The following is a 23,400-nucleotide window of genomic DNA, read 5'->3' as shown; positions in this document are numbered from 1 at the left end:
ATGGTTGAAGAAACTCCAAAAAGAATTATTTCTAAAAATTTAGCAAGTTTTTCTGCAAAAATTTTTCATTTTGAGCAAATAGATTCAACTAACACTTTCCTAAAAAAATATGCTCAAAATGCCCAAATAGAAGCTAGTCAAAACCCTTTAGAAGGTGTAGGAGCATTGGCCGATATGCAAACGGCTGGACGTGGCAGAATGCAGCGTTCTTGGTATTCTGCCACTGGAGAAGGTTGCTATTTTTCCTTGCTACTTACGCCAAAACTTGATCTAAAAAGCTTTCCTCTAATTTCTTTGATGTCGGCTGTTGCTACAGCAGAAGCCATTATGGAAAGTTGCCCCGTTGCTATTGATATAAAATGGCCCAATGACATCCTCATAAATAATTGCAAAGTATCAGGAATTTTAATTGAAAGCTCTTTTAAGGATAGTAACTTAAATTATATTATTGTAGGCATTGGAGTTAACCTATCTCAAAAGTCTTTTCCTGAAGGAAATTTTAACCGCTTGCCAACATCAATTTATTTGGCTACAGGCTTAATAGTCGATAGAGACAACTTTTTGGACTTGCTACTTAAAAAATTAGATTATTGGTATCAAATATTGAACATTAAGTCTGATAATATTCTAAAAAGATGGGAAGAATTATCAAGTTTTGCTAAAGGTAAGAAAATAAAAGTTATATTAAATAATAAAGAAGTTTTAGCTGTTACAGATGGGTTATTAGAGACAGGTGCGCTAAAAATAAAAGATTCAACAGGTCAAGAAATAATTCTTTATGGCAATGAAATAACTAGCGAAGGGGAAACAATATGTTATTAGTGATGGATGTAGGAAATACAAATACTGTGTTAGGTGTTTATGCAGGAGATGAGATTGTAGCCCGTTGGCGGCTTACCACAGAGCGAGATCGGACTATAGACGAGTATGGTATTTTATGTCGTAATCTTTTTACTTTAGCAAAACTAGATTTTACAGCTATAAAAGCTATTGCAATTTCTTCTGTAGTGCCAACCCTAAATTTTACTTTATATAAAATGGCGATAACTTATTTTGAAATTGAGCCACTTTTTGTTGAACCTGAAAAAAATTCTGGAATTAAAATACACTATGATACACCTCAAGCCGTAGGTGCTGACCGCGTTGTTAACGCTGTTGCAGCCTTTCACAAATACGGAGGGCCTTGCATTGTTGTAGATTTTGGAACAGCAACGACATTTGACGCAATTTCTCCAGCAGGCGATTATCTAGGCGGAGTTATTACGCCAGGTGTTCAAATTTCTTCAGAAGCTTTATTTTTACGTGCTTCTCGATTGCCTAGGGTGCAGATTCGTCATCCTGAAAAAGTTGTTGGTACTTCTACAATTATGAGCATTCAATCAGGACTTTATTTTGGCTATATTGGCCTAGTAGACGGAATTTTAACTAGAATGATTGATGAACTAGGGCCACAAAAAACTGTGATTGCAACAGGCGGGCTAGCTCCATTAATCGGCAAAGGTTCGGCAATTATTGAAATAATAGACGATGATTTGCTGTTAGAAGGTCTTAAGCTAATTTATGAAAGGAACCAAAGCTAGAAAATCTTTATCCAACTCTATTGTGGAAATTTGCTCTTAAAACCTTTATAGAAAAGAGAGATTTTGACAATTAGGAAATTTTTGATTAAAGCTTTTATTATAACTATAGTCAAAGCAATAAGTTATATAAACAAAGCTTTTGATTTTCTTTGGTATGTTGATTGCTAGTTAGAAAAATAACTTTCAGCCTATAAAAGGAGGGGTTATGTTAGCCACAACTAATTTAATAGAACACAGGCGAGAAATCCGCGAAGAAACAAATACTCTAATAAAATTTAAAGAAGCCAATAATAAAAAAGCAGAAGAGCAATTTGCTGTAATTTTAGATATTACTGAACATGGAGCCGCACTATTCACTTATTCTTTAGTCCCACTAAAAAGCAAAATTATTATTGATAGAGGCAACAAAATTTTATTAAAAGCAGAAGTTGTTAGCGCAACACTTGATAAAGAGTCAGATATGTTTCGTTTAGGAGTACGGTTTATTAAGTAAATAATAAGCTGTACTTGTCTGTCTTAAAATAATTTAAGTAAATATGCTTGGCTGGGAGTGCGATGTCAAGCTTTTTGCCTACCTGCCAGTAAAATCTTGCGCTCCCAGTTATAGTAAACAATTGCAACGAAATTTAACCTCAAGACATTTTTATTTCTCAGCTTTGTATTGATTTAATACAGCCTGTCTAAAAAGCATACAATAACTTGCTTTAGATTTTACCTCTTTTTATTATTTTCAGCTTGGAATTTAGCTAATTAGTTATTAAATAAATAGCTTATAGAAAATCTTTATTTATGGCACACCATTTGATTATATCTAAGGGCAAGTAAAGATAAAAAATAAATAAATAAAATAAATAAAATAAATAAAATAAATAAACTTTTAATTTTCAAACAGTTATAAAAATTTTACTTAGGAGGTATCGCAATGAATAAGCTTTCTTCAGTAATCATTTCATTCATATTAATAATAACTGTAATGTCTCCAGCAATAGCTAGAGAAACAAAGCGACGTGATTCAAAAACTAGGACTGCTGCAAAAATTGGTGTTGGTACAGCACTTGGGGCCGGAGTTGGTGCATTAATAGGCGGTGGTCGAGGGGCTGCTGCTGGTGCGTTAATAGGCGGCGGTGCTTTAACAGCACATTCACTTGCTAAACGTGACTCTGGCTATGGTCGTAAAACCCGTATGGTTAGCACAATTGCTGCTGGTAGTCTTGTAGGCACTGGTCTTGGTGCTGCAATAGGTGGCAAAAAAGGTGCTGGAATTGGTGCTTTAATTGGTGGTGGTAGCTCTACGCTTTATGCTTTAACTCGTAATGACTTAAAAGCTCCAAGTCGTAACCCACAAACTCGACCAGTAAATTTTGCTAATAGGGAAGTACCTGCGCAAAATATTAGCGGTAATAATGCTAGTATTAATAATCCTAATCTAATTAGAAATGTTAATTTTAGTAATGATCCATATCAAAGATTAAGCGGCCCTCAAGGGGCGATGGTTGGCAGTCTGTTAGCTAATGGTAGTAATTCACTAGTGCAACTCTCTAATCCCTATTAACGCTGTTCTTGGAATAAGTCACCTTAAAGAAGGTTTTTAAGGTGACTCTTTTTTTCAGCAAAAAATAAAAATTAACTTTGGAGGATACCAAAATGAAATGGCTTAATAGTATTTGTCTGCTTATTTTTGTCTCTGCTTTGGCGTTAACAGGTTGTAGCAGCACACAAGCAACTAATGTAAAAAACACTAGTCCTAAAACTGAACCTGTTGTAGTAGCGGAAAAAATTGCTACACCAACAGAAGTTACTAAAAATTTCCTAGAAGCTGTACGCGAGCGAAATTACCGAGTTGTTAGAGAAAACTTATCTCAAAGAAGCCTAACAAACCTACAACAAGCTAGCACAAGTACAAACCTTAACTTAGATCAAGCTCTAAAACGCATTGTTGACCAAGATGCTCAAGGAATGTTAGCTAATAATGTAACATCATTTGATTTTCGTAATGAAACTATCTTAACAGATCAAGCTAGTTTAGAGGTTAAAGCTAGCAATGCGCCTAGTTATGCCCGAATTAGCTTAACGAAAGAAAATAATCGCTGGAAAGTAAACATAGATGAAACGACTACAGGGGAATAAATTTTAATACTTAAAGGACTTACTTAAAAATGAGGGGGATTTCTTAAAATGTCTATCAAATCTATTACTAGTTTAATGTTTGCACTAATGCTTTTTTTAACTTTTGCTCCAGCTTGTGCTAGCAAAAAATATGTCCGAACTACTGTAAATGAAAGGGTTTCGCCGATAGAAGGTCGGGCAACAGAGCTAGAAAGCGGTGTAAGAGGGCTAAAAGACAAAACAGATAACTTAGAAAACCAAGCAAATACTTTGGATACAACAACTAAAAAATTACAAACAGACCTTTCAGACTTAGATGAACGTAGCAGTCGTGGTATTGAAGATGCAAAAGAAGAAGCAAAACGCCAAGCTTCTTTAGCTAAACAAGAATCTCTGGCAGAAACTGCTAAGGTAGATGGCCGAGTAAATAAACTAGATAATTGGCAAGAGCAACAAATTATAACCATTAACTTTAAACTTAACCAACACACCTTAACAAATGAAAGCAAAGCAAAACTAGATGCAATAGTAAATGAAATTTTAGGACAAAATGGCTATATACTAGAAGTTAAAGGTTTTACAGATGCTACAGGTAGTGTTGATGCTAATCGTAAACTTAGCCAACTACGCGCACAATCTGTGTTTCAATACCTAGTAGAAAAAGATGTTCCGTCTTATAAAATAAATATGGTAGGTGTAGGAGAAATTAAACCTATTTCTGATAATAAGACAAAATCTGGTCGTGCAGAAAACCGACGTGTAGAAATTAGATTACTTGTTAATGAAGGCATTAAATCAGGGCAGTTAAATGTCTTGCCTTAAAGAGATTTTCTAGTTATAAAAAGCAAAATGTTAAAAACAACTGGGAGTCAAAGTTTCTCTCAGTTGTTTTTGATGTTCTAATATAAAGTTTATGTCTAAATAAAATTAGCAATTAAACAAGCGAAATTTATGAAATCTCTCCCCAAGATACTTTGCATAGATGATGACAACCTGATAACTAAAGCCTTGCGGCGAGTTTTAGTTAGCCTAAATTATGATGTGACAATAGCTGAAACCTTAACTAGTGGGATAAATACTATTAAGAATGATGATTTTGACTTGATTTTGACAGATCTTAATCTGCCTGATGGAGATGGTTTTGACATTATTCGTTTTGCTAAAGAGCATTGTCCTACTACAGAAGTTATTGTCATTTCAGCACATGGAACGCTAGCACGAGCCATTGAAGCTATTAAAATAGGAGCTTATTACTTTTTAGAAAAACCTGTTGATGCTGAACAGCTAGAACTACTAGTTAGCAAAGCTTTAGAACGTCGAATGCTAGTTGCTGAATCAGAAAACCTTAGAAAACAGCTTAGAAAAAATAATGAATATTATTCTATTATTGGTAGCAGTCAGGCGATGCAAGAAGTCTTTGAAACCATTGATTTAGTTGCTGGGACGGATGCAAATGTGCTAATTATTGGTGAATCTGGCACGGGAAAAGAACTTGTTGCTAATGCTATTCATTACAATAGTTTACGAGCTAAGAAAAGTTTTATTAAAGTAAATTGTGCTGCACTACCAAAAGACCTTTTTGAGTCTGAACTTTTTGGACATCTAAAGGGGGCTTTTACTGGTGCTGTAGATGCTAAACAAGGGCTAATTGGTGCTGCTAATGGTGGCTCATTGCTACTAGATGAAATAGGCGAAATGCCTATAGAATTACAACCTAAGCTGCTACGTATCTTAGAAAATCGTAGCTACCGCCAAGTAGGAAGTAGTAAGGAAATACCAGCAGATTTTCGTTTAATTTGCTCTACTAATCGAGACTTAAACCAATCTGTAGAAAAAGGCACAATGAGACAGGATCTTTTTTACCGTATTAATACTATTACTATAAAAATTCCTCCTCTAAAACAGCGTTTAGAGGAAATACCGCTTCTAGCAGAAACTTTTATCAAACGTTTTAATGAAAAATACCAAAAGAAAATTGTAGGAATTACACCTGATGCTTATGAGCTAATGTATAGCTATAGTTGGCCCGGTAATGTTAGAGAGCTACATAATGTTTTAGAAAGAGCCGTTTTGCTTTGTCGTGAAGAAGAAATTCGCCCTGCAAATATTTATTTAGAGCGAATGTCAGAAATTGTTAACAGTAACGTTACTAGCGTAGTGGAGCAAAAAAGCTCTATAGATGATTTAGTTTTTAGTAGCAAAGAATTAACAAATTTTTCTTTGGATGAAATAGAAAAAAAAGCGATTTTATATGTTTTAGAAAAAACTAATTGGAATAAAGTTGCAGCAGCCAAAAGCTTAGGTATTTACCGAGCTAGGCTTTATAGCCTTATGAAAAAACATGGTTTAACTGATGAAACGGATGATAGTTCTTTAGAGCAAGAAAGCTAAAAGCTTTTAAGTTATTGGCAGTTCTATATTTATTTGACTACCTTCGCCTATTTTGCTATTAATTTGAACGCTACCTTTGTGCATTTCAATAACTCGTTTTGCTATGCTCATTCCTAGACCTGTACCAGTTGGTTTAGTGGTAAAAAATGGCTCAAAAATTCTTGCAATTGTTTCCCTAGTCATTCCTATACCAAAATCTGTAAAACTAATTAAAACCTTATTTTCTAGTGATTTAGTAGCAATAATAATTTTTCCTGCCTCTTTACTTGCTTCAACACCATTAACCAAAAAATTAATAAAAGCTTTGCCTAATTCATGACTATCGGCTTTTATTAAAGGTAAATCAGACTGAAACTGACATTCTACTTGAATATTTTTTTCTTGGATTTTGTCTTTAATAAATGCTAACTGTTCTTCAATATTAAGATTTATATCTATGTTAGAAAGCATTAATTCTTTTGGACGAACAAAAGTAGATAGCTCAGAAATGGTTTTATTAAGTCGGTCAACGCCGCTTTGAATTTCAGAAATTACTTCTATAGCTTCTTCATTTTTAGCAATTGTACGCCCTAAATAAGTAAGGTTTAGTTTTATACTGCCTAAAGGATTTTTTATTTCATGTGCTACCTGTGCGGCTATTTGTCCAATTGCAACTAGGGCTTGGTTACGGGTGCGTTCTTGTTGGGCTAGTTCCATTTCTGTTACATCCACTAGTATTAGAATAAATCCTATAGGCTGCTCATTAATTTTAAGTGCTGTTATATATAAATCTGCTCGTAAAAGCTTATCATTAGGCATTAAGTTAATTCTACCGCAGTAATTATTATTGATAATATTGCTGTTTTCATATAATTCAGTGATTTTTTGATAAAGTTCTGCTTCATTTTTTAAGAAATCTTGATAGGAACGACCTAAAACATCAGGTGTTAAATTAAATAAATTGTAAAAAGCTTGGTTTGCGCTAGAAATACTTCCGCTTGTATCAAGTGTAAATAAAGCATTTACTACACCATTGATAATATTGCGGTTAAATTCGCGGGCCTGACTAATTACTCGAAAAGATAGTTGTAATTGCCGGAGTCGCTTTTGGATTTCTACTACTGTTAAACCTGCTACGATTAAACCTACAGCGATGCTAACATTAGTAGTAGTATTAATAGCTTTTTCTGCATTTAGTTGTAGGGCATTGCTTTGATCTGCGATCTTTGTTCTTTCTAAACGGATTTTTTTTACTACTTCATCAAGTTCTTTAAAAGTTTCTTGTTGGTGGGCTAAACCATTGATTTGAAAGTAGAAAGGATTAATAGCTGTTTTAGTAAATTGTGCTAGGGATAAATTAAACTTTTTCCATTCATCAGTTTTGCTAATACTTGAATCTTCTATTGTTTGTAGTTGTTTTTCTAGCTCAGAGTTAAGATTAGTTGGAAGTGCAGTAAATTGTTTTATGTTGGGGTCGGCTCGTCTTAATCTAACTATGTCTCGTGCTTCAAAATAAATTTCAGAAATTAGTTCTCGAATCTTAAATATTGTATTAAGTTGATTTATATGATCTTGCTCTAAATTGGTAACAGAACTTCTAATAAGGCTAACTTGATAAGAACTTATAAAACCAGAAGTTATAATAAGAGAAAGTAATGTAGCATACCCAATTATTAAAATTAGCGAGATCCCAGAGCGATTATTAGGATTAGGTAATTCTTTGGTTAGCATAGCTTTATAATCTCCGGCAAAGTCCAAGCAACTTACCTGATAAAATGAACGATAATTCAGTCAGTAAAATCCTTTTCTTAGGTAATTTAATTGATGACTGATGAAAATTTGGTTGATGAAAGCATCCCAAGCCTTAAAAATCTAGCACAAAAAGCTATTGAGCCAGTAGATATTGCCCGACAAGTCTTAGTTTGGCAATGGATACTTGATCCAAAATCAGTTATTCCACCCATAGACCTAAGTAAAGAAGAATTAGTAGAAGTCTATTATCGCAATCGTGAAAGTTTAACTAATTTTACTAATGCACTAAATCGAGTAAGTCAAAGTCAAGATCAAGTTAAATTTATTTAAGTTATTATATTGCAGTTATTTGGAGGAGTTGTGGCAATTAATTTTAATAATATCGGCAGAATGTTGGATTTACCTGTTAATCAGTCTGATAATAAACCAGCAACACAAAACCTTAATCAAAGCTCTGGGGTTGACTCTATAGGTTTTCTACCTAAAGTTAAAGATATTCTATCTTTAGGATCAAAACTTTTCCCTAAATTAAGCTCAAATACTACTAGTTTAACACCAAGAGCAGGATTTCCTGAAAATCCACTTTCCTTTGATAACTTAAAGTATTTATTAAAGTTAGTTGCTGGAACAATTCCACTAACTAGCAAATTAACTCCAGACTTAAAAAATGATGGCAAACTTGAGCAATATCCTAAAGGTCAAAATCTTCCTACTGTACCAAAAGTTTATGCTGTAAATGGTATTGCTACAAATGAACTAACTCGTGCAGATATGGGTAATAAAACGGCGCAATTTCTAAATAAAAATGTAAATTTTATTAATAATTCTACTGAAGGCCCAGCAATAGACCTACTCCAATGTGCTAAAGAGCTATTCTTAGGGATTCCAACTAAGCCAACAGAAACATTAGCCAATGCAATTTATAAAGATCTAACTAAAAATCCTCCTGAAAAATTGCAATTAGTTGGTTATAGCCAAGGTACAATTATGACTACACACGCCGTTTCACTTGCAATTACAAAAATGAAAGAAAATGGCTATAGCGATAGTCAAATTAAGCAGTTAATGAGTGAAAATGTCCGAGTTGCTTTAACAGGTTGTCCAGTAGACCTAACAAATCCAGGTCATGTTGTTGGCAACGTCCCACCCGGCCCACGTACAGCTAGCAGCAAAACCATAGGCGATTACTTTACAACTGAAGATATTTTTCTATCTGGAAAAGGTGAGCCTTATGGAACAAAAATCAACCGCGAACAAGGGCCAGGTGAATTAAGCAGACCTAATTTTGAAATGCTTAGACATGATAAAGATGTTGTTGCTACAGTAATTCATGATTTTGGCGCAGATGATATTCAAAGCTTAAAGAGCAATCCAGGAAAATTCTTAGGAAAATTAGGATCACAAATTCTTAGTCAAACTCTAGCTTCTGTACGTGACACATTAAACCCATTTGGTTATCATATGTATGACAATGTTTACTTAGCTTATATGGTAGACCATAAGTTAGTTGATTAAGCTAAAGTATTTAATTACTAGAAATTTATTTGAAATTTTATGAGTGCGGGCAAGTTGCCCGCGCTTGTGTTTTGAGGACACTAAATTAATGGCAAATAAAGAGTTAACGCAAATGTTAAACACCTTGAGACGTTCCCTTCCTCGTCCCTTGCAACTTCATTCAACTGCTAAGGCTGCAATGTCAATGAGTGATGAGCAAATTTATGCTTGTAGTGCTTTAGCCTGCCAATTAGCCGAGCAAGGAAATATCATAGATGCAAAAGATTTGCTTGTTGGACTATCTGTAATTGACCCAGAAAACACCTTTGTACATAGTTGCTTAGCCGCGCTTTATATGAGAATGGAAGAAAAAGACTTAGCCGCAGGGGAATTTTTATATACACTTCAACTTAACCCACAAGACATTGCTGCCACCACAAATTTAGCAGAGCTTTATTTTGAAAATGGTAATTTAGAGGAAGCTAAAAAATATTTAGACAAATCCATTTTACTAGATGAAACGGGAGAAAATCCTTTTGCTAACCGTGCTAAAGCTCTAAAAGAACTACTTGTTAACTTAGAAAAAGAAAAATAAAATTTTTATCTTAAAACTTGCCAATTAAAGCTTGAATTTTCTGTAATGAGTCGGCAATAATACACTTAAAAAAAACTATAATTTATTAATAACCAATTGTTTGCCCCAAAACTCGGCAGACCAACCTAAAAAACCGATCTTGCATCCTACTGCCGCTAACATTTGGTCAGCCAACTACTTATAAAAAGTGCTAAAATTTTATAAGATGAACTCTTAATAGCTTTGTTTGGTTTTATTTATAGCTCCATATTATTTTAGTTACATTGTGAAACTATTTATTTAGAGAAGCGTTTTTGGTTTGTCCCTAACAAACAAAATTATCAGCAAACATTCTTGAGGTAATGAAATGGCTTCTATCTTTCCTATTAGTTTGCCCAACTTTCTAACCCAGTTTAAATGGCTGGATTTGTTGGACATTCTTATAGTGTTTATGCTGGTATTTGAAATACTAAAGTTGCTTCGCGGGACTCGTGCAGTACAAATTCTATATGGAATTTTGTTTTTTACTTTTCTTTATGTAGTTTCAGGCTATTTTCAACTACAAACGGTGCAAGTAGTTGTTAGAAATGCTGTCTTATATTTAGGTATTGCAATTATCGTAGTATTTCAAGCAGAAATACGTACAGCACTAGCCCATTTTGGTAAAAATTTTCGTCTTCCTTCTCTAGGTTTTCGCGCTAATCGTGATAGCAAAAGCAATAAAGAGTTTTATGATGAGATTATTTTGGCGGCTACTTCTTTAGCTTCTGAAAAAATAGGTGCTTTAGTTATTGTTGAACGTAATGTTGGGCTACAAGACCATATTAACCGGGGCGTTAAGCTAGATTCTGTTACAAGTTATGATTTATTGGTGACAATCTTTAATCCTAATACTCCACTTCATGATGGTGCAGTAATAATTCGTAATAACCGACTTGCTGCTGCTAGTTGTTTTTTACCTCTAACACTTAACCCACGACTAGCTAAAGAACTAGGCACAAGACATCGTGCTGCTATTGGTATTACAGAGGAAAATGATTCTATTGCTATTGTTGTATCAGAAGAAACGGGTGTAATTTCTTTTGTTGAACGTGGACAAATTATTCGTAATTTAGATAGTGGTAAACTACGAGCTATGCTAGTTCGGGCTTTAGAGCCTCAAAAATCTAGTAGTCGTAATGGCTTAGAAGCTTCATTTTCTCCAGACCTAAGTGCTAACCCTTTAGATAAAAGTTTATCAACTAATCCTGCTAAACAACCTGTTTTTAATGCACGTCCTTTTGCTAGCAAAGATTAATGGGAGGTATATAAAAAGTGCAGCTATGGCAGCAGCTATCAGAATTAGTTAGCTCTATTATTGGTGTGATTGGAAATCTTTTAAGACAATATTTTTATGAAGATAAAATCTTAACCATCATATCTCTATTAATAGCTGTTGTTTTATGGGGTGCAGTCTCTAAACAAGAAACTATTTCTACTACTTTGCTTGCTGTGCCTATTGAATATATAGATTTAACTCCAGGCTTAATAATTGCAGATGATTACTCTATTAAAACTGCTAATATTCGTATAAAAGGGACAAAAGAAATAATAGAAAATTTAAGAGCAGATCTTTTAACTGTTAGGGTTTCGCTTGCAAATATCAAACCTGGCGAAAGAGTAATTCAACTTTCAAATACAGATATAATTTCTCCTCAACCTATTGATGTCATTAGCATTGAGCCTCAAAGGACAAGACTAACTATTGAACATATTGTTGAGAAAAAAGTTAAAGTTGTGGCACGTTTTACAGGTAAAGTTCCTGAAGATTATGAATCTACATCGGTTTCCGTTAACCCAAGTGTTGTGACTATTAAAGGGCCAGAAAGCCGCGTCAATAATATTGATGAAGTCACAACAGAAACGATTTCTTTATCTGAACATCGTATTAGTTTTATTGAACGTCCTAACTTAGATATAAGAGATCCTAAAGTAAACATTATTGGTTCACCTGAGATTGAAGTTAGGGTAGATATCGGACAAATTCGTATTGAAAGAAAATTAACTAATATTCCTGTACATATTTATCCTAGTGAAGAAAAAGTTAGTGTTAGTCCTTTAACAGTTACGGTTGATTTAGAAGGTCGAAAATCTATAATAGAAAGTCTTTCACCTGCTAATGTTTCAGCAATAATAGAAGTTAAAGATTTACCAGACACTTCGGTTGCAACACCAAGAATTAATCTTCCTCCCACAGCAAGTAACGCTGTCACAATTATAAAGATTGATCCAGAGCAGATTTCAATCAAAAAACACCGCTAGTAATTAATAAAAATTTTTAGGAGCAGTTAAAAATGCCAAAATTTTTCGGCACAGATGGAATTAGAACTAAAGCAGGAGAATTTCCACTTACAGAAACAGCACTTTTTACTATTGGTCAAGCATTAGGCGAACTTTTAGAAAATCGTCTTAACCGTAAAGTTAAAGCTATAATTGGCCGAGATACTCGCGCTTCAGGTAGCTGGATTGAAACTTCTTTAGGCAATGGGCTAATATCTGTAGGTGCTGAAGTTGTTTCAGCAGGCGTTATAACAACACCAGGCATTGCTTATTTAACTAAAAATTTTGGTTATGATGTTGGAATTGTAATTTCTGCTTCGCATAATCCTTATGAAGATAATGGAATAAAAATTTTCTCTCCTTCAGGTCGCAAATTTGATGAACATGATGAAGAATTTATTGAATCAAAACTACTTACAAGTCAGCCTATTTTAGACGATAGCTCACTAAATCCTATTAATTTCTTAAGCGAACTTCCTATTCATTATTTAGATTTTCTTAAAAAAGAAATTGCTCAAAACTTAAAGCTTTCAGGTCTAAAAATCGCGTTAGATTGTGCTAATGGTGCTGCTATAAATTTTGCTACAAAATTATTTCAAGATCTTGGCGCAGAACTTGTTTTAATAGGTTGTCAAGCTGATGGGCAAAATATTAATGAGAATTGTGGATCTCTTCACTTAAATAACTTAAAAGAATTGGTAAAAAAAGAAAACTGTTCTCTAGGCATTGCTTTTGATGGTGATGCTGACCGCACTTTGCTTGTTGATGAAACAAGCGAAATAGTAGACGGGGATCGAATCCTTTATATCTTAGCTAGACATTTTCTAATCCATCAAAACTTAAATCCCAAATTAATTGTTGCTACTGTTATGAGCAATTTAGGCTTAGAAATTGCACTAAAGAACCTAGATATAGATCTAAAGCGTACCGCTGTTGGGGATAAATACGTACTAGAAGAACTGTTAGCAACAGATTCTATAGTTGGTGGTGAACAGTCTGGACATATTATTTTCCCTCATATAAGTCTTGCTGGAGATGGTATTGTTACAGCCTTACAAGTTTTACATGTGCTAGCTAGCAACCCAACAAAACAACTAAGCGAGTTAAGCAGGGATTTTATTACATTTCCTCAAGTATTAATTAATGTCAAAGTTAAAAGTAAACCTGCTTTTTCTTCCATTCCTGCAATCGTTGACGCTGCCAAAAAAGTAGAAAGTGAGTTAGCTGGTCAAGGTCGGCTACTACTTCGCTATTCTGGAACAGAAAATTTAGCTAGGGTAATGATTGAAGGTAAAAATTTGTCAGAAATTACTGCTCAAGCAGAATACTTAGCTAAAATTATTCAAGAAACAATTTAACTATTATTATGAGTCAATTAATACCAAAAGAAGTAGGAAATCCAATTATTACAATAGTTGGGCCAACTGCCTCTGGCAAAGTGCTTTGGGAATAGCTTTAGCTAAACGTTTAGGTGGGGAGGTTATAAATCTTGATTCTGTACAAGTTTATCAAGGTTTATATGTTGCTACAGCTAAAGTTACTAAAGAAGAAATGCAGGGCATACCACATCATTTAATAGATATTGTCGGCCCAACAGAAAATTTTACTGCTGGAAAATATGCACGTGCTGCTACAACAAAAATTGCAGAAATTGAAGAGCAAAATAACTATGCTTTACTAGTTGGTGGAACAGGTTTCTACTTGCGTGCTTTGCAAGGTTCGTTATTTGACGAGCAATTAACCACAGACCTAAAACTTAGAGAACGACTAAAAGCTATTTTGACCAAAAAAGGCCCAGAACACATATATAAAATGTTAATGAGATTTGACAAAGTAGCAGCCGCTAAAATAGCCGTTAAAGATTGGTCAAGAAGTATTCGAGCCTTAGAAGTTTATTTTCAAACCAAACGTTCCATAACTGAATGGCAACAAAAAATGCCTGAAGCTTTGCCATTTGTTAAGCGAATTTGTATTTTTGCCCTAAACCCTCCTAGAGAAGAGCTTTATAACAAAATTAATACTCGTGTAGATAAAATGTTTAACGATGGATTAATTGCTGAAGTAGAAAATCTATTAAAATGCGGTGTTCCACCAAATGCAAAAGCTTTTGGTGGTCATGGTTATCGTCGAGTAGTTGAATACCTTCAAGGCCAGCGTAGCTTAGAAAGTTGTATTGAACAAACAAAACTTGATACTCGCCATTATGCTAAACGCCAGCTTACTTGGTGGCGACACACCAGCGGAGTAAATTGGCTAAATGCTTTTGGAAATGAGGAAAAATTAGTCTCAGAAGTATTAAAAATAATAGGAATAATCCCACATTCATAAACTACTAGGATCAATGCCTAAAGCTTTTAATTTTGCCAACAAAGCTTCTTTTTCCTTATTAGCACTAACAAGCTTTTCAGCTAAAGCTTCTTTTTCGGCTTGCGCTCGCTCTAAAGGAGTAGGAATAAGATTAAAATGTTGATCATACCAACGAAGCCAGATTGTAGAAGCCTTTTCATAGTAGCCAGTCCATAAGCCTAAATAAAGCTCAACATCAGGCAAATAGTAAAAACCTTGGCTGTTAGGTAAAAAAGAAATATATCCATCACTACTTAGCTGAAATGCTAGTATTTTTTTTGTTAGATGATCATAAGTAAAATAATAGGGTACTTTTAGGATAGATTCGTAAACTTCCCATTTGGGCGGGATTTCTTCTTCTTTACCTTTTCTGCTACTTTTTTTAGCTCTAGTAGTTTTGCCTAAGTCCTCATTTTCAGTGCTAGGGGAAAGAAGTTCAATTATAACAAGCGGTGTAACTTGTTCTTGCCAAACGACATAACTTAGGCGTAAGTCTTTATCTTCATAGAGGTTAGGAACACCAACGCTAGCAAACCAATCAGGGCGTTTATACCAGCTTGGATGATTTACATCAAAATAAAGATTTAAATCCGTTGCTACAAATACCTCATTTGGTGAATAGTTAGGGGTTGAAATGTTTCTCTAAGAAGCTGTGATTGAAAAATATGAAATATGTCTGGCAATCCGCTTTCTCCTACTTCTTCGCTAGGTAAATCATACATTGTTGGCAGATTTTTTTTGTCCAACACATTGTTTTCTATTCTTATTTTGCTCATATGTGTTTCTTCTTATGATCTATTTTATTTTTTGATTATATTTCTTACTTTGATTTCCTGCAACGATCTAAAAAAAGGATTTAATTTTTTCTTTTGCTTAGAAATTTTAAGTAAGCAATTTCGCAAGCTAACCCAAAAGTTACTCCTACAGTATAACAAACTAAATCACTCCATAAAAAACCGCGTCCAAGAATTAAACTTGCTAGTTGGTTACGTCTTAATTCATCGATCCAAGGAGAATGATAAAGCTGTGTGATTTCAATAAAATAGCAGAAAATAAGCGTGATTAAAAAGTTTTGCCAAATTTTTGCTTTTGGAAAAATTACGCCTACAAAACAAAAAATCGTCAATGCCCAAAGACTATCACCTACATAGAGATTAACAAATGAAGGTAGGAAACTTGCAAACTTACGGGAAGCTAGCCCAAGGATAATTACTAGCAGCGTCAAAAGTAAATAAACAAAACGGTTTCTTTTGATGGATTTGTTAATTAACATCAATTAAATATTTTTAGTTGCGTATTTTTACTTTAACAGATGTTGAAAGCAATCTGTACAACCATCATTTGGAGCAGGTTTTAAGCTTAAAACATTGCTAATAACATTATAAACATTGATATTTCTAAAAGGAGGGGCGACTAAGTTTTTCTTAAAAGCGGGCCCGTGAAGAATAAAAATTCCTTGCATTGAGGGCAAATCTGGATCATAGCCATGTGTTCCACCACTGGCAAAGGTACGCCCTAAAGATTTCATAATCCCATGTGTTGTTATAAAGTAACCTTCATCAGCAATTGCAATAAGAGGAGGGATTCTATCATTATTACGATAATGATATTTTTCAGGAAGTTCTTCTTTAAGATAGACTTTTAAGTTTGGATGAGATTTTAATAATTTTTGATGAACTTCTTTAAGCTCGTCTTCTTTAGGCCAAACCCAGGCTAATGGCGACTCTTGGACGACTTTAATTTTTGATAAGTCTAAGTAATCGTCCAGATAAATTGCTCTATCCTCTGAAAGTTGTGCCATTCCATGATCAGAAACAATTACTAAGTTTACTTGCTCAAAAATACCTCTAGCTTTTAGTCCTGCGATTAAATCTTGCAAAGTATTTTCTATTAAAGAAAGACCCTCTTTGATTTTTGGCGAATCTGGGCCATTGTCATGACCAATTTCGTCTATTTCTTCTAGATATAAAGTAATCAATGTAGGACGTTTTTCTAGTGGAAGGTCTAGCCAAGTTAAAAGATGATTAACTCTATCACGGTAAGACATGCTTTTATCATAAGGAAGCCAATGATTGGCATTACGTCCGTTTGTAGTTTCTGAACCGGGCCAAAAAAGAGTTGCGCTAATTTGGCCTTGAAGTTGAGCCGTAATCCAAATAGGTTCGCCACCCCACCAAGCAGCGTTTTGAATTTCTTCTCGGTCTGAGCCTGGAAAATATTTATTTAATTTTGGGTCATACATTCTATTTGACACGATGCCGTGATGCTCTGGGTATAGACCTGTAACAATTGTGTAGTGATTAGGAAATGTTTTTGTAGGAAATACAGGAATTAAAGCCTCACTTCTAACGCCGTCTGAAGCTAGTTGATAAAGGATAGGGGTAGTATTTTTGTTAAGAAAATCTGCACGAAAACCATCTAAGGAAATTAATATAACTGTAGGTTTTAAGTCCGCAATTTTACCTTGAGCAGGTTTAATATCTGCTTGTTTACAACTCCAAAATATAAAAAATAGCCAGAGGATTAAAAATTTTTTGGCTAAAATTTTTTGTGAAAATCGAAAAAACACTATCTTATTTAACCTTAATTGTTATTTTGTTACTTGCGAAATTTCAAAGCATAGCATTCATTAGCCAAAGCGACTAGTTCAGCTAGCTTCAATTTAGTTAAAAAATCTGTCTAGGCATAAAGCTTACACTATCAGCACTAACTAATTGATACTGTGTTTGGTTACGATTCCCATTAAAAGCTAAGTTAATTGCTTCAGCGTGAAGATGTCCATAAACACAAGTTTTGGCAGAATATTTATCAATCAGTTCTGTAAAGCCACTTGGCTCATGTTGGGCATTCATTGGAGGATAATGTAGGGCAACAATTAAATGCTGGTATTTTTTACCTTTTAATGACTCTAGTGCTTGTTTTAATCTAGCAACTTCACGTTGGTAAATTTTATAGTCTGCTTCAGTATAGCTAAATTCCTTACCCTCTGTCATCATATCTGCACTGGGTATTTGACCGGGACATTGCCAACCGCGAGTTCCTACAATTGCAACATTGTCAATTATTAATGAGCTAGCTTGTAAAAATTTAATGCTAGGGTCTAAAACGCTTTCTAGCTTACTTTTAGACGGCCACCAGAAGTCATGATTACCTCTTAAGATAATCTTTTGTCCTGCCAAAGCTGCTAAATAATCTAAATCTGCTCGCGCTTCCTCAAGTCGCATAGCCCAAGAAATATCACCAACAATTAATAAAATGTCATCTTTTTGGGCAATACTAGACCAATTTTCAGCTACTTTTTTTTCATGATCTCGCCAATGCTCACCAAAAACCCACATTGGCTTTGGTTTAGCGTGTGAAAGATGTAAATCACCTATTGCAAAAATTCTCATAAGTTAAGCTTTTTCTATATTTTCTAGTAATGCTTTTGCTGCTGGTAACGCTTTTATCATAGCTGCTTCTCCTCCAGCAATTAAGTCTGCGGCTCGCTCTAATTCGTCTACTCTTATTCGCCCAATATTAGGCTCTATAAGTAAATCTGAATGGCTAGCTTGAAAAGCTGCTGATCCCCGTCCGATAACCATATAGGATTGCATTAAAATTTGGAAAATGTTAGCAGGATGCGAAGTCATTTCAACACCTGAATTAACATCAATTGCAATAACTTTTTCTGCTCCAAGTGACCTAGTAGCATCAACAGGCAGATTTTGAACTATTCCACCATCAACTAACATTCGGCCTTCGCTATCAATTTCTGGAGCAAAAAAGCCTGGTACACTGCAACTAATGCGAATGGCTCGGATTGCATCACCTTTAGTAAAAACAACAGCTTGGCCGGTTTGAACATCTGCTGTTACTATTGCCAAGGGAATCTTCATTTTAGCAAAGTCTGAAACAGGCATTAAACGCCGCAGTAATTTTTCTAAAGGGTTGTTAGTCATAATTGCCAGACGAGAAAAAGAAACTTTGCTAACATCTCCCCAACGAATACTTAATGCAATTTCTTCTAGTAGTCCGATTTTCATTCCCGCAGCATAAGCACCAGCAATGATTGATCCCATGCTAGTCCCAGCAATAAAGTCTATGGGAAAGTTATTTTCTTCTAGCACTTTTAAAACACCAATATGTGCAATACCACGTGCAGCCCCACCAGAGAGAGCTAAACCAATTTTTGGACGATCTGGCTTCATTTTTAGAACTCCTAAAAACTAAATTGCTAGAATAATTACAGTTTTTTGTAAATTTTAATCTAGCATTAAACTTTTGTAATTGATTTGATGCAGCAGAATTTAATCGTTGATAAAGGTTTATTAAAAATGTTACCGTCTAAAATGTTTATACTGCTCTTTGTTCTTAAAATTAAGAAAAAATTAAAATTATGGAAATTGTTATAAGACGACTTGAGCCTACAGACTATCTTGAGGTGCAAAAAATTTTTGTTGGCCCAAAGGCTATTTGGGGTACTTCACAACTTCCTTTTCCTTCCATAGAGTTATGGCGTAAAAAGTTAGCCGATCCGCCAGCAGGCTTATTTAGCCTAGTTGCCTGTGTTGGAGATGAAATAGCAGGAACTTTAGGAATACATACTTTTCCTGATAATCCTCGCCGCCGCCATGTTGGTCAATTGGGAATGGCTGTCAGGGATGATTTTCAAGGAAAAGGCGTTGGTTCTGCTTTAATGAAAGAGTCTGTTAATTTAGCTGACAAATGGTTGAATCTGTTGCGCTTAGAGTTAGAAGTTTATTGTGATAATGATGCAGCAATAGCTTTATATAAAAAATTTGGTTTTGAAATTGAGGGCCGCCTAGTTAAGTTTTCTTTTCGTGAAGGTGAATATGTAGACGCTTTTTTTATGGCTCGGCTTCGATAGGTTAAAAATAAATACAGGTGGGCAATATGCCAAAGAAGAAAGAACCTCAAGAACAACAGTCCATTATTCTTATAAAAAAACAAATAAAAAAACAAATTTTGATAATACGCGGTCAAAAAGTTATATTTGATGAAGACCTAGCCACAAAAAGCCGACAAAGGAAGTTTTTAGAATCTTAACCTCTAAACCTGCTCAGGATCAATTCCTAATTCTTTGAGTCTTGCAACTAAGCGTTCAGCTTTTGCAGATAAGTTTTCTTTTTCCTGGGCTAGTTGTTGATTTTGCTGCTCAAGTTGTTGATTTTGCTGCTCAAGCTGTTGATTTTGCTGTTCAAGCTGTTGATTTTGCTGTTCAAGCTCAAAGAAGGAAAGAAAACGTTTGCCATCAGGGCGATAAATGATTAAATTATCGGAAGTAAGCTCAAATCTAATGTTAAGTAAAGGGCTAACCCAACCATTAAAATTATCTATTTCTTGCCAACGCTCTTGACCAAAATAACCCCACATTTCATTAGAATCAGGGTTATAGACATAGTATTCCTCTACACCATATCTTTGGTAAAAACGTTGTTTGTTAAACATTTCTGGCAAAGTATTTCCAGGAGAAAGTATTTCAAAAACTACTCTGGGAGCAATATTATCTTCTTGCCACTGCTTATAAGAGGAACGATGCCCTTTTGGTCTACCTAAAGCTACCATTACATCTGGTGCTTGAACTATTCTTGGGTTTCCTTCTACTGGATACCAAAAAATGTCTGCTGCTACAAAGTCTTGTAATAGCGAATCTAAACCCTCTTTTATTAACACTATCCACTCATATTGCCTAGTATTATCTGCCATTGGACGACCATCTCTTTCAGGATATATTATCTCTAGGTCTGTATTTATCATTGCTGTGCTTGACATAAGCTTTATTCCTTGGGTAAATATCTAGTCATTGGTTTAACAGGGGCAAATAAATTATTAGTATTATTTAGACTAAAATGCAAGTTAATTAATTTTATCATCCTTGTACTTTTACTTTGATTTTTTAATTTGCTCATATATAACCCAACCAATCAACCCTACTATTAATAAAAAAATAATAATTATTGGGATTATTGGAATTGCTACACACACAATAATAAGACCTATAAGCAGAATTATTGAAAGTAGTGAGAAGAGAACTATTTTTAATATGCTATAAGGTCTATCGCCTTGAACATCACCTGTTCTTGCATTAACTAAAACTTGATAGCTTTTTTGATTGAACAAGTAAGCTACTACATAAACGGGCAAAAGTACGCTTTTAAAAGTGATTGCAGAATAATGAGTTGAGATTTTAGAGATTCGTTGAGTATCACCTCCAATATCTTCCTTTACATCTTCCTCTATTGTGCTTGCCATTATTTCTTTAGAAGTTTCAAAGCCATCTACAAGCTCTATTTGGTAACGTTGAGCTTTATGACCAGGAAGAAAAGCGGGATCATAAGGTTTTAATTGTTTTAAGTCCCAGGGTGCCAAATTATCAAGATATTTACGTGGAAGAGAAGTAATAGCTGGAACTAAAACATCTTCAAACCATCGAGAGACTTGGCCTTTGGCTTTGTACCATTTTGTTTTTCTCTCTTGACGCTTGTTTTGCCCTCGTCCTTTTTCTACATAGTAATATTCCCCTTGTTCGCCTTTGTAATGGCTATTTGTATAAGCCGTATATGTCCAAAAAGGTATATAAACACTTTCTATAGATCTTTGTGTAGCTATTTGCTTTAGCGCGTTTGGGGCAAACCAACGGGATGAAATCCATTTTTTTACATTATCAGTAGCCTGGGATTTAGTGATATTAAAAGGCAATATAGCTTCAGGAGCTATAAGAGGATTCGATGATTTTGGTTGAGCTATGATTTTTGTACCGCAAAAAGAACAATCTCCTACAATATCTGGTGGAATAACCATAATAGAAGCACTACATCTAGTGCAAGTAGCCTCTATTGCATTTTGTGCTAGTAGGGCTGTTTTTTGTTTTTGAGGTTGTAAATAGTCTTTATATGAATGCTCTTTTACAGCCTCATCGCTTTCAGGGATTTGTTCTTGCCGTCCACAGTAAGCGCAAGATAAACAACCATCTTTAGGCTCAAATTCTTGATCAGCACCACAGCTAGGGCAAATGTAATGGTGCAAAATGTTTTGGTTTTTTTGACCTGTATTTTTGGATTCTTTCACTAGTTAACACCTATTTGAAATAACCAAAATGGATTATAAACTCTCTTTGAAGAATATCTATTATTTATTTTTAAGCATTTCTAATAGCTTTTCATGTATTCCACCAAAGCCGCCATTTGACATAACCATAATTATATCTCCACTCTTTACAATAGTTTCTAGGTGAGAAACTATTTGGTCAACTTCAGGGATTGACCAACTTTGACGGCCTTGAGTGGTTAATTTATCAGCAATTTCTTGTGGGGAGAGTTGATCTTCAGGTGCTACTCGGTGAGGCTCAAAAAGTGCTGCAATAATTGTCATATCTGCGACTTGAAAAGCTTCTTCATAGGCTGCTTGGAACTGTTTACGACGTGCTGATAAAGACCTGGGTTCAAAAACGGCGATTATTCTTTGATCTGCATAGCGTTTACGCGCGCCTAAAAGAGTTTCTTTTACTGCTGTTGGATGATGAGCAAAATCGTCAATAACCGTTACACCTGCAACCGTCCCGCGCTCTTGCATACGGCGTTTGACGCTGCGAAAAGTGTCAATACCAAGCTTAATTTTTTCTTTTTCAATACCAAGTTTTTCTGCTGCTGCAATTACAGCTAAAGAGTTGCGGATATTAAAATCACCAACTAGTGAAGTAGTAAATTGAGCGTATTCTTGACCATCATAAAATACAGTAAATTGTGTTTTTCCATCAACATAACAAATATCTTTTGCTTGCCAACGAGCAGCATTATCACTATCAACGGCAAAACTTTCTACAGGACAAAATGCACGGGGCAAAAGTTCGCGGACTACTTCGCTATCAACACCAGCAATTAAATGACCATTGCTAGGAATTAAATTTATAAAGCGTCGAAAGGCTAGTTTATAAAGCTCAAAGTCAAAGTAAATATCTACATGGTCATATTCAACATTATTTACTATTGCAGTAATTGGTAGGTAGTGCATAAACTTAGGCCCTTTATCAAAATAGGCCGTGTCATACTCATCACCCTCGATTACAAAATAATCGCTATCAGTAACTCGAAAACTTACACCAAAATTTTCTGCAATTCCTCCAATTAAAAATGAAGGATTTAATCCGCCAACATCCATCACCCAAGCCATTAGCGAGGTTGTTGTAGTTTTTCCATGTGTTCCTGCAACAACAACAGAGTGTCGCCCACGAATAAATTGTTCTTTTAATACTTCTGACATAGAAACATATCTAAGGCGAGAGTTAAGAGTATATTCAACTTCTGCATTACCGCGAGGAATTGCATTGCCAATAACAACAAAATCAGGGTGAGGCTGTAAGTTATCTGCTGAAAAACCTTGGTTTACAGGAATTTCTAGTTGCTCTAAAAATGTTGACATTGGAGGGTAAACATTAGCGTCTGAACCAGTTACACGAAAACCTTTTGCTTTTAACATTCCTGCTAGCGAAGCCATTGCAGTTCCACAAATTCCAATTAAATGATAATGAGGTGTTGACATTAGTAAATTTCCTAAAAGTTAATTGATTCAAAAACGCGAGAGATTCTAGCACTCTGTTACTAGCTTTTTAAGCTAATCTAGCACATTAGATGTTTGTTTTTGAGCAGCTAAAATTTATTAGGTGATTGGATAAAAATTATCTTCTTAACTAATAAACTCCAAATATAGCTAAAAATTTGGTAAAAATTTTTAGCTAGTTGTTATATTGTGTTTTTAGCTTTTGTCATGTTAGCGAGAACAACTTTATAAGGTTTTAAGAAAAAGATTTCGGTTTTGTGTGTCCTGGAAAACCCTTATTTTCCTAGGGTTTAGATGCTC

The 23,400-nt window shown here is 34.7% G+C and carries 24 protein-coding genes and 1 pseudogene; 16 read left to right on the top strand and 9 right to left on the bottom strand.

Annotated elements, in window-relative coordinates; genetic code table 11:
• The 7 genes from IPK14_04230 to IPK14_04200 all read left to right on the top strand — a co-directional run bounded on the left by IPK14_04230 (position 1) and on the right by IPK14_04200 (position 6,077).
• A complete protein-coding gene (locus IPK14_04230; protein MBK7992632.1) occupies positions 1 to 822 on the top strand; it encodes a biotin--[acetyl-CoA-carboxylase] ligase in 822 nt (273 codons plus the stop codon).
• A complete protein-coding gene (locus tag IPK14_04225; GenBank protein ID MBK7992631.1) occupies positions 813 to 1,580 on the top strand; it encodes a type III pantothenate kinase in 768 nt (255 codons plus the stop codon). Before IPK14_04230 ends, IPK14_04225 begins: the two co-directional genes overlap by 10 nt.
• Before the next feature lie 205 nt (positions 1,581 to 1,785).
• The gene (locus IPK14_04220) at positions 1,786 to 2,073 is read left to right on the top strand and encodes a PilZ domain-containing protein (protein ID MBK7992630.1); all 288 of its coding nucleotides are present in this window, start codon (positions 1,786 to 1,788) and stop codon (positions 2,071 to 2,073) included.
• Between the two features lie 429 nt (positions 2,074 to 2,502).
• Positions 2,503 to 3,132, top strand: coding sequence for a hypothetical protein (locus IPK14_04215; protein ID MBK7992629.1), 630 nt, complete (start codon positions 2,503 to 2,505; stop codon positions 3,130 to 3,132).
• A gap of 92 nt (positions 3,133 to 3,224) precedes the next feature.
• Positions 3,225 to 3,707 carry a DUF4878 domain-containing protein gene (locus IPK14_04210; protein ID MBK7992628.1) on the top strand — a complete coding sequence of 161 codons (483 nt, stop codon included), beginning with the start codon at positions 3,225 to 3,227 and terminating at the stop codon, positions 3,705 to 3,707.
• A 48-nt stretch (positions 3,708 to 3,755) separates the two neighbouring features.
• Positions 3,756 to 4,508, top strand: a complete 753-nt coding sequence (locus tag IPK14_04205; protein ID MBK7992627.1) for an OmpA family protein — start codon at positions 3,756 to 3,758, stop codon at positions 4,506 to 4,508.
• 129 nt (positions 4,509 to 4,637) lie between these two features.
• Positions 4,638 to 6,077, top strand: coding sequence for a sigma-54-dependent Fis family transcriptional regulator (locus tag IPK14_04200; protein ID MBK7992626.1), 1,440 nt, complete (start codon positions 4,638 to 4,640; stop codon positions 6,075 to 6,077).
• A gap of 6 nt (positions 6,078 to 6,083) precedes the next feature.
• On the opposite strand, the gene IPK14_04195 is transcribed toward IPK14_04200, so the two are convergent.
• Complete coding sequence (locus IPK14_04195) at positions 6,084 to 7,787, bottom strand: PAS domain-containing protein (protein MBK7992625.1); 1,704 nt, start codon at positions 7,785 to 7,787, stop codon at positions 6,084 to 6,086.
• A 93-nt stretch (positions 7,788 to 7,880) separates the two neighbouring features.
• Between IPK14_04195 and IPK14_04190 the strand changes: the two genes are divergently transcribed.
• The 7 genes from IPK14_04190 to miaA all read left to right on the top strand — a co-directional run bounded on the left by IPK14_04190 (position 7,881) and on the right by miaA (position 14,523).
• A complete protein-coding gene (locus IPK14_04190; GenBank protein MBK7992624.1) occupies positions 7,881 to 8,138 on the top strand; it encodes a hypothetical protein in 258 nt (85 codons plus the stop codon).
• A gap of 30 nt (positions 8,139 to 8,168) precedes the next feature.
• Entirely contained in the window at positions 8,169 to 9,323 is a 1,155-nt protein-coding gene (locus IPK14_04185; GenBank protein MBK7992623.1) for a hypothetical protein, read from the top strand.
• An 88-nt stretch (positions 9,324 to 9,411) separates the two neighbouring features.
• Positions 9,412 to 9,897 carry a tetratricopeptide repeat protein gene (locus tag IPK14_04180; protein ID MBK7992622.1) on the top strand — a complete coding sequence of 162 codons (486 nt, stop codon included), beginning with the start codon at positions 9,412 to 9,414 and terminating at the stop codon, positions 9,895 to 9,897.
• A 430-nt stretch (positions 9,898 to 10,327) separates the two neighbouring features.
• Positions 10,328 to 11,173 carry a TIGR00159 family protein gene (locus tag IPK14_04175; GenBank protein MBK7992621.1) on the top strand — a complete coding sequence of 282 codons (846 nt, stop codon included), beginning with the start codon at positions 10,328 to 10,330 and terminating at the stop codon, positions 11,171 to 11,173.
• Between the two features lie 17 nt (positions 11,174 to 11,190).
• Positions 11,191 to 12,177 carry a hypothetical protein gene (locus IPK14_04170; protein ID MBK7992620.1) on the top strand — a complete coding sequence of 329 codons (987 nt, stop codon included), beginning with the start codon at positions 11,191 to 11,193 and terminating at the stop codon, positions 12,175 to 12,177.
• A 32-nt stretch (positions 12,178 to 12,209) separates the two neighbouring features.
• A complete protein-coding gene (gene glmM, locus IPK14_04165) occupies positions 12,210 to 13,553 on the top strand; it encodes a phosphoglucosamine mutase (protein ID MBK7992619.1) in 1,344 nt (447 codons plus the stop codon).
• Positions 13,554 to 13,638: 85 nt separating this feature from the next.
• Entirely contained in the window at positions 13,639 to 14,523 is an 885-nt protein-coding gene (gene miaA, locus IPK14_04160) for a tRNA (adenosine(37)-N6)-dimethylallyltransferase MiaA (GenBank protein ID MBK7992618.1), read from the top strand.
• On the opposite strand, the pseudogene IPK14_04155 reads toward miaA, so the two are convergent.
• The 5 genes and pseudogenes from IPK14_04155 to IPK14_04135 all read right to left on the bottom strand — a co-directional run bounded on the left by IPK14_04155 (position 14,518) and on the right by IPK14_04135 (position 18,731).
• A pseudogene (locus IPK14_04155) lies at positions 14,518 to 15,317 on the bottom strand (Uma2 family endonuclease). The gene miaA and the pseudogene IPK14_04155 sit on opposite strands and share 6 nt — an antisense overlap.
• A gap of 80 nt (positions 15,318 to 15,397) precedes the next feature.
• A complete protein-coding gene (locus IPK14_04150; protein ID MBK7992617.1) occupies positions 15,398 to 15,814 on the bottom strand; it encodes a DUF2809 domain-containing protein in 417 nt (138 codons plus the stop codon).
• 27 nt (positions 15,815 to 15,841) lie between these two features.
• Complete coding sequence (locus IPK14_04145) at positions 15,842 to 17,110, bottom strand: alkaline phosphatase family protein (protein ID MBK7992616.1); 1,269 nt, start codon at positions 17,108 to 17,110, stop codon at positions 15,842 to 15,844.
• Between the two features lie 97 nt (positions 17,111 to 17,207).
• On the bottom strand, positions 17,208 to 17,933 hold the full coding sequence (locus IPK14_04140; GenBank protein ID MBK7992615.1) for a metallophosphoesterase: 726 nt from the start codon (positions 17,931 to 17,933) through the stop codon (positions 17,208 to 17,210).
• 3 nt (positions 17,934 to 17,936) lie between these two features.
• Positions 17,937 to 18,731 carry a patatin-like phospholipase family protein gene (locus IPK14_04135; GenBank protein MBK7992614.1) on the bottom strand — a complete coding sequence of 265 codons (795 nt, stop codon included), beginning with the start codon at positions 18,729 to 18,731 and terminating at the stop codon, positions 17,937 to 17,939.
• A gap of 188 nt (positions 18,732 to 18,919) precedes the next feature.
• On the opposite strand from IPK14_04135, the gene IPK14_04130 reads away from it, so the two are divergent.
• Together IPK14_04130 and IPK14_04125 are read left to right on the top strand one after the other, a co-directional pair.
• Positions 18,920 to 19,411 (top strand): GNAT family N-acetyltransferase, encoded by a 492-nt coding sequence (locus IPK14_04130; protein ID MBK7992613.1) that lies wholly within the window; start codon positions 18,920 to 18,922, stop codon positions 19,409 to 19,411.
• A gap of 26 nt (positions 19,412 to 19,437) precedes the next feature.
• A complete protein-coding gene (locus tag IPK14_04125; protein MBK7992612.1) occupies positions 19,438 to 19,590 on the top strand; it encodes a hypothetical protein in 153 nt (50 codons plus the stop codon).
• Positions 19,591 to 19,593: 3 nt separating this feature from the next.
• Here IPK14_04125 and IPK14_04120 read toward each other — a convergent pair whose 3' ends face one another.
• The 3 genes from IPK14_04120 to mpl form a co-directional block, all read right to left on the bottom strand.
• The gene (locus IPK14_04120) at positions 19,594 to 20,301 is read right to left on the bottom strand and encodes a Uma2 family endonuclease (GenBank protein ID MBK7992611.1); all 708 of its coding nucleotides are present in this window, start codon (positions 20,299 to 20,301) and stop codon (positions 19,594 to 19,596) included.
• A 126-nt stretch (positions 20,302 to 20,427) separates the two neighbouring features.
• Positions 20,428 to 21,612: a hypothetical protein gene (locus IPK14_04115; protein MBK7992610.1), complete on the bottom strand. Its 1,185-nt coding sequence runs from the start codon at positions 21,610 to 21,612 to the stop codon at positions 20,428 to 20,430.
• 60 nt (positions 21,613 to 21,672) lie between these two features.
• Positions 21,673 to 23,082 carry a UDP-N-acetylmuramate:L-alanyl-gamma-D-glutamyl-meso-diaminopimelate ligase gene (gene mpl / locus IPK14_04110; GenBank protein MBK7992609.1) on the bottom strand — a complete coding sequence of 470 codons (1,410 nt, stop codon included), beginning with the start codon at positions 23,080 to 23,082 and terminating at the stop codon, positions 21,673 to 21,675.
• Between the last annotated feature and the right edge of the window lie 318 nt (positions 23,083 to 23,400).

This window comes from Blastocatellia bacterium, assembly GCA_016713405.1.
In the GTDB taxonomy this organism is placed as follows: Bacteria; Acidobacteriota; Blastocatellia; order Chloracidobacteriales; family JADJPF01; genus JADJPF01.
Note: the sequence above shows the minus strand (reverse complement) of the source record. Positions and strands in the feature narration are given on the sequence as shown.

Excerpts from the sequence above, each read along its gene's own strand:
- IPK14_04230 (MBK7992632.1), top strand. The coding sequence starts at position 1 with ATGGTTGAAGAAACTCCAAAAAGAATTATTTCTAAAAATTTAGCAAGT.
- IPK14_04225 (MBK7992631.1), top strand. The coding sequence starts at position 813 with ATGTTATTAGTGATGGATGTAGGAAATACAAATACTGTGTTAGGTGTT.
- IPK14_04220 (MBK7992630.1), top strand. The coding sequence starts at position 1,786 with ATGTTAGCCACAACTAATTTAATAGAACACAGGCGAGAAATCCGCGAA.
- IPK14_04215 (MBK7992629.1), top strand. The coding sequence starts at position 2,503 with ATGAATAAGCTTTCTTCAGTAATCATTTCATTCATATTAATAATAACT.
- IPK14_04210 (MBK7992628.1), top strand. The coding sequence starts at position 3,225 with ATGAAATGGCTTAATAGTATTTGTCTGCTTATTTTTGTCTCTGCTTTG.
- IPK14_04205 (MBK7992627.1), top strand. The coding sequence starts at position 3,756 with ATGTCTATCAAATCTATTACTAGTTTAATGTTTGCACTAATGCTTTTT.
- IPK14_04200 (MBK7992626.1), top strand. The coding sequence starts at position 4,638 with ATGAAATCTCTCCCCAAGATACTTTGCATAGATGATGACAACCTGATA.
- IPK14_04195 (MBK7992625.1), bottom strand. The coding sequence starts at position 7,787 with ATGCTAACCAAAGAATTACCTAATCCTAATAATCGCTCTGGGATCTCG.
- IPK14_04190 (MBK7992624.1), top strand. The coding sequence starts at position 7,881 with ATGACTGATGAAAATTTGGTTGATGAAAGCATCCCAAGCCTTAAAAAT.
- IPK14_04180 (MBK7992622.1), top strand. The coding sequence starts at position 9,412 with ATGGCAAATAAAGAGTTAACGCAAATGTTAAACACCTTGAGACGTTCC.
- IPK14_04175 (MBK7992621.1), top strand. The coding sequence starts at position 10,328 with ATGCTGGTATTTGAAATACTAAAGTTGCTTCGCGGGACTCGTGCAGTA.
- glmM (MBK7992619.1), top strand. The coding sequence starts at position 12,210 with ATGCCAAAATTTTTCGGCACAGATGGAATTAGAACTAAAGCAGGAGAA.
- IPK14_04150 (MBK7992617.1), bottom strand. The coding sequence starts at position 15,814 with ATGTTAATTAACAAATCCATCAAAAGAAACCGTTTTGTTTATTTACTT.
- IPK14_04140 (MBK7992615.1), bottom strand. The coding sequence starts at position 17,933 with ATGAGAATTTTTGCAATAGGTGATTTACATCTTTCACACGCTAAACCA.
- IPK14_04135 (MBK7992614.1), bottom strand. The coding sequence starts at position 18,731 with ATGAAGCCAGATCGTCCAAAAATTGGTTTAGCTCTCTCTGGTGGGGCT.
- IPK14_04130 (MBK7992613.1), top strand. The coding sequence starts at position 18,920 with ATGGAAATTGTTATAAGACGACTTGAGCCTACAGACTATCTTGAGGTG.
- IPK14_04125 (MBK7992612.1), top strand. The coding sequence starts at position 19,438 with ATGCCAAAGAAGAAAGAACCTCAAGAACAACAGTCCATTATTCTTATA.
- IPK14_04120 (MBK7992611.1), bottom strand. The coding sequence starts at position 20,301 with ATGATAAATACAGACCTAGAGATAATATATCCTGAAAGAGATGGTCGT.
- mpl (MBK7992609.1), bottom strand. The coding sequence starts at position 23,082 with ATGTCAACACCTCATTATCATTTAATTGGAATTTGTGGAACTGCAATG.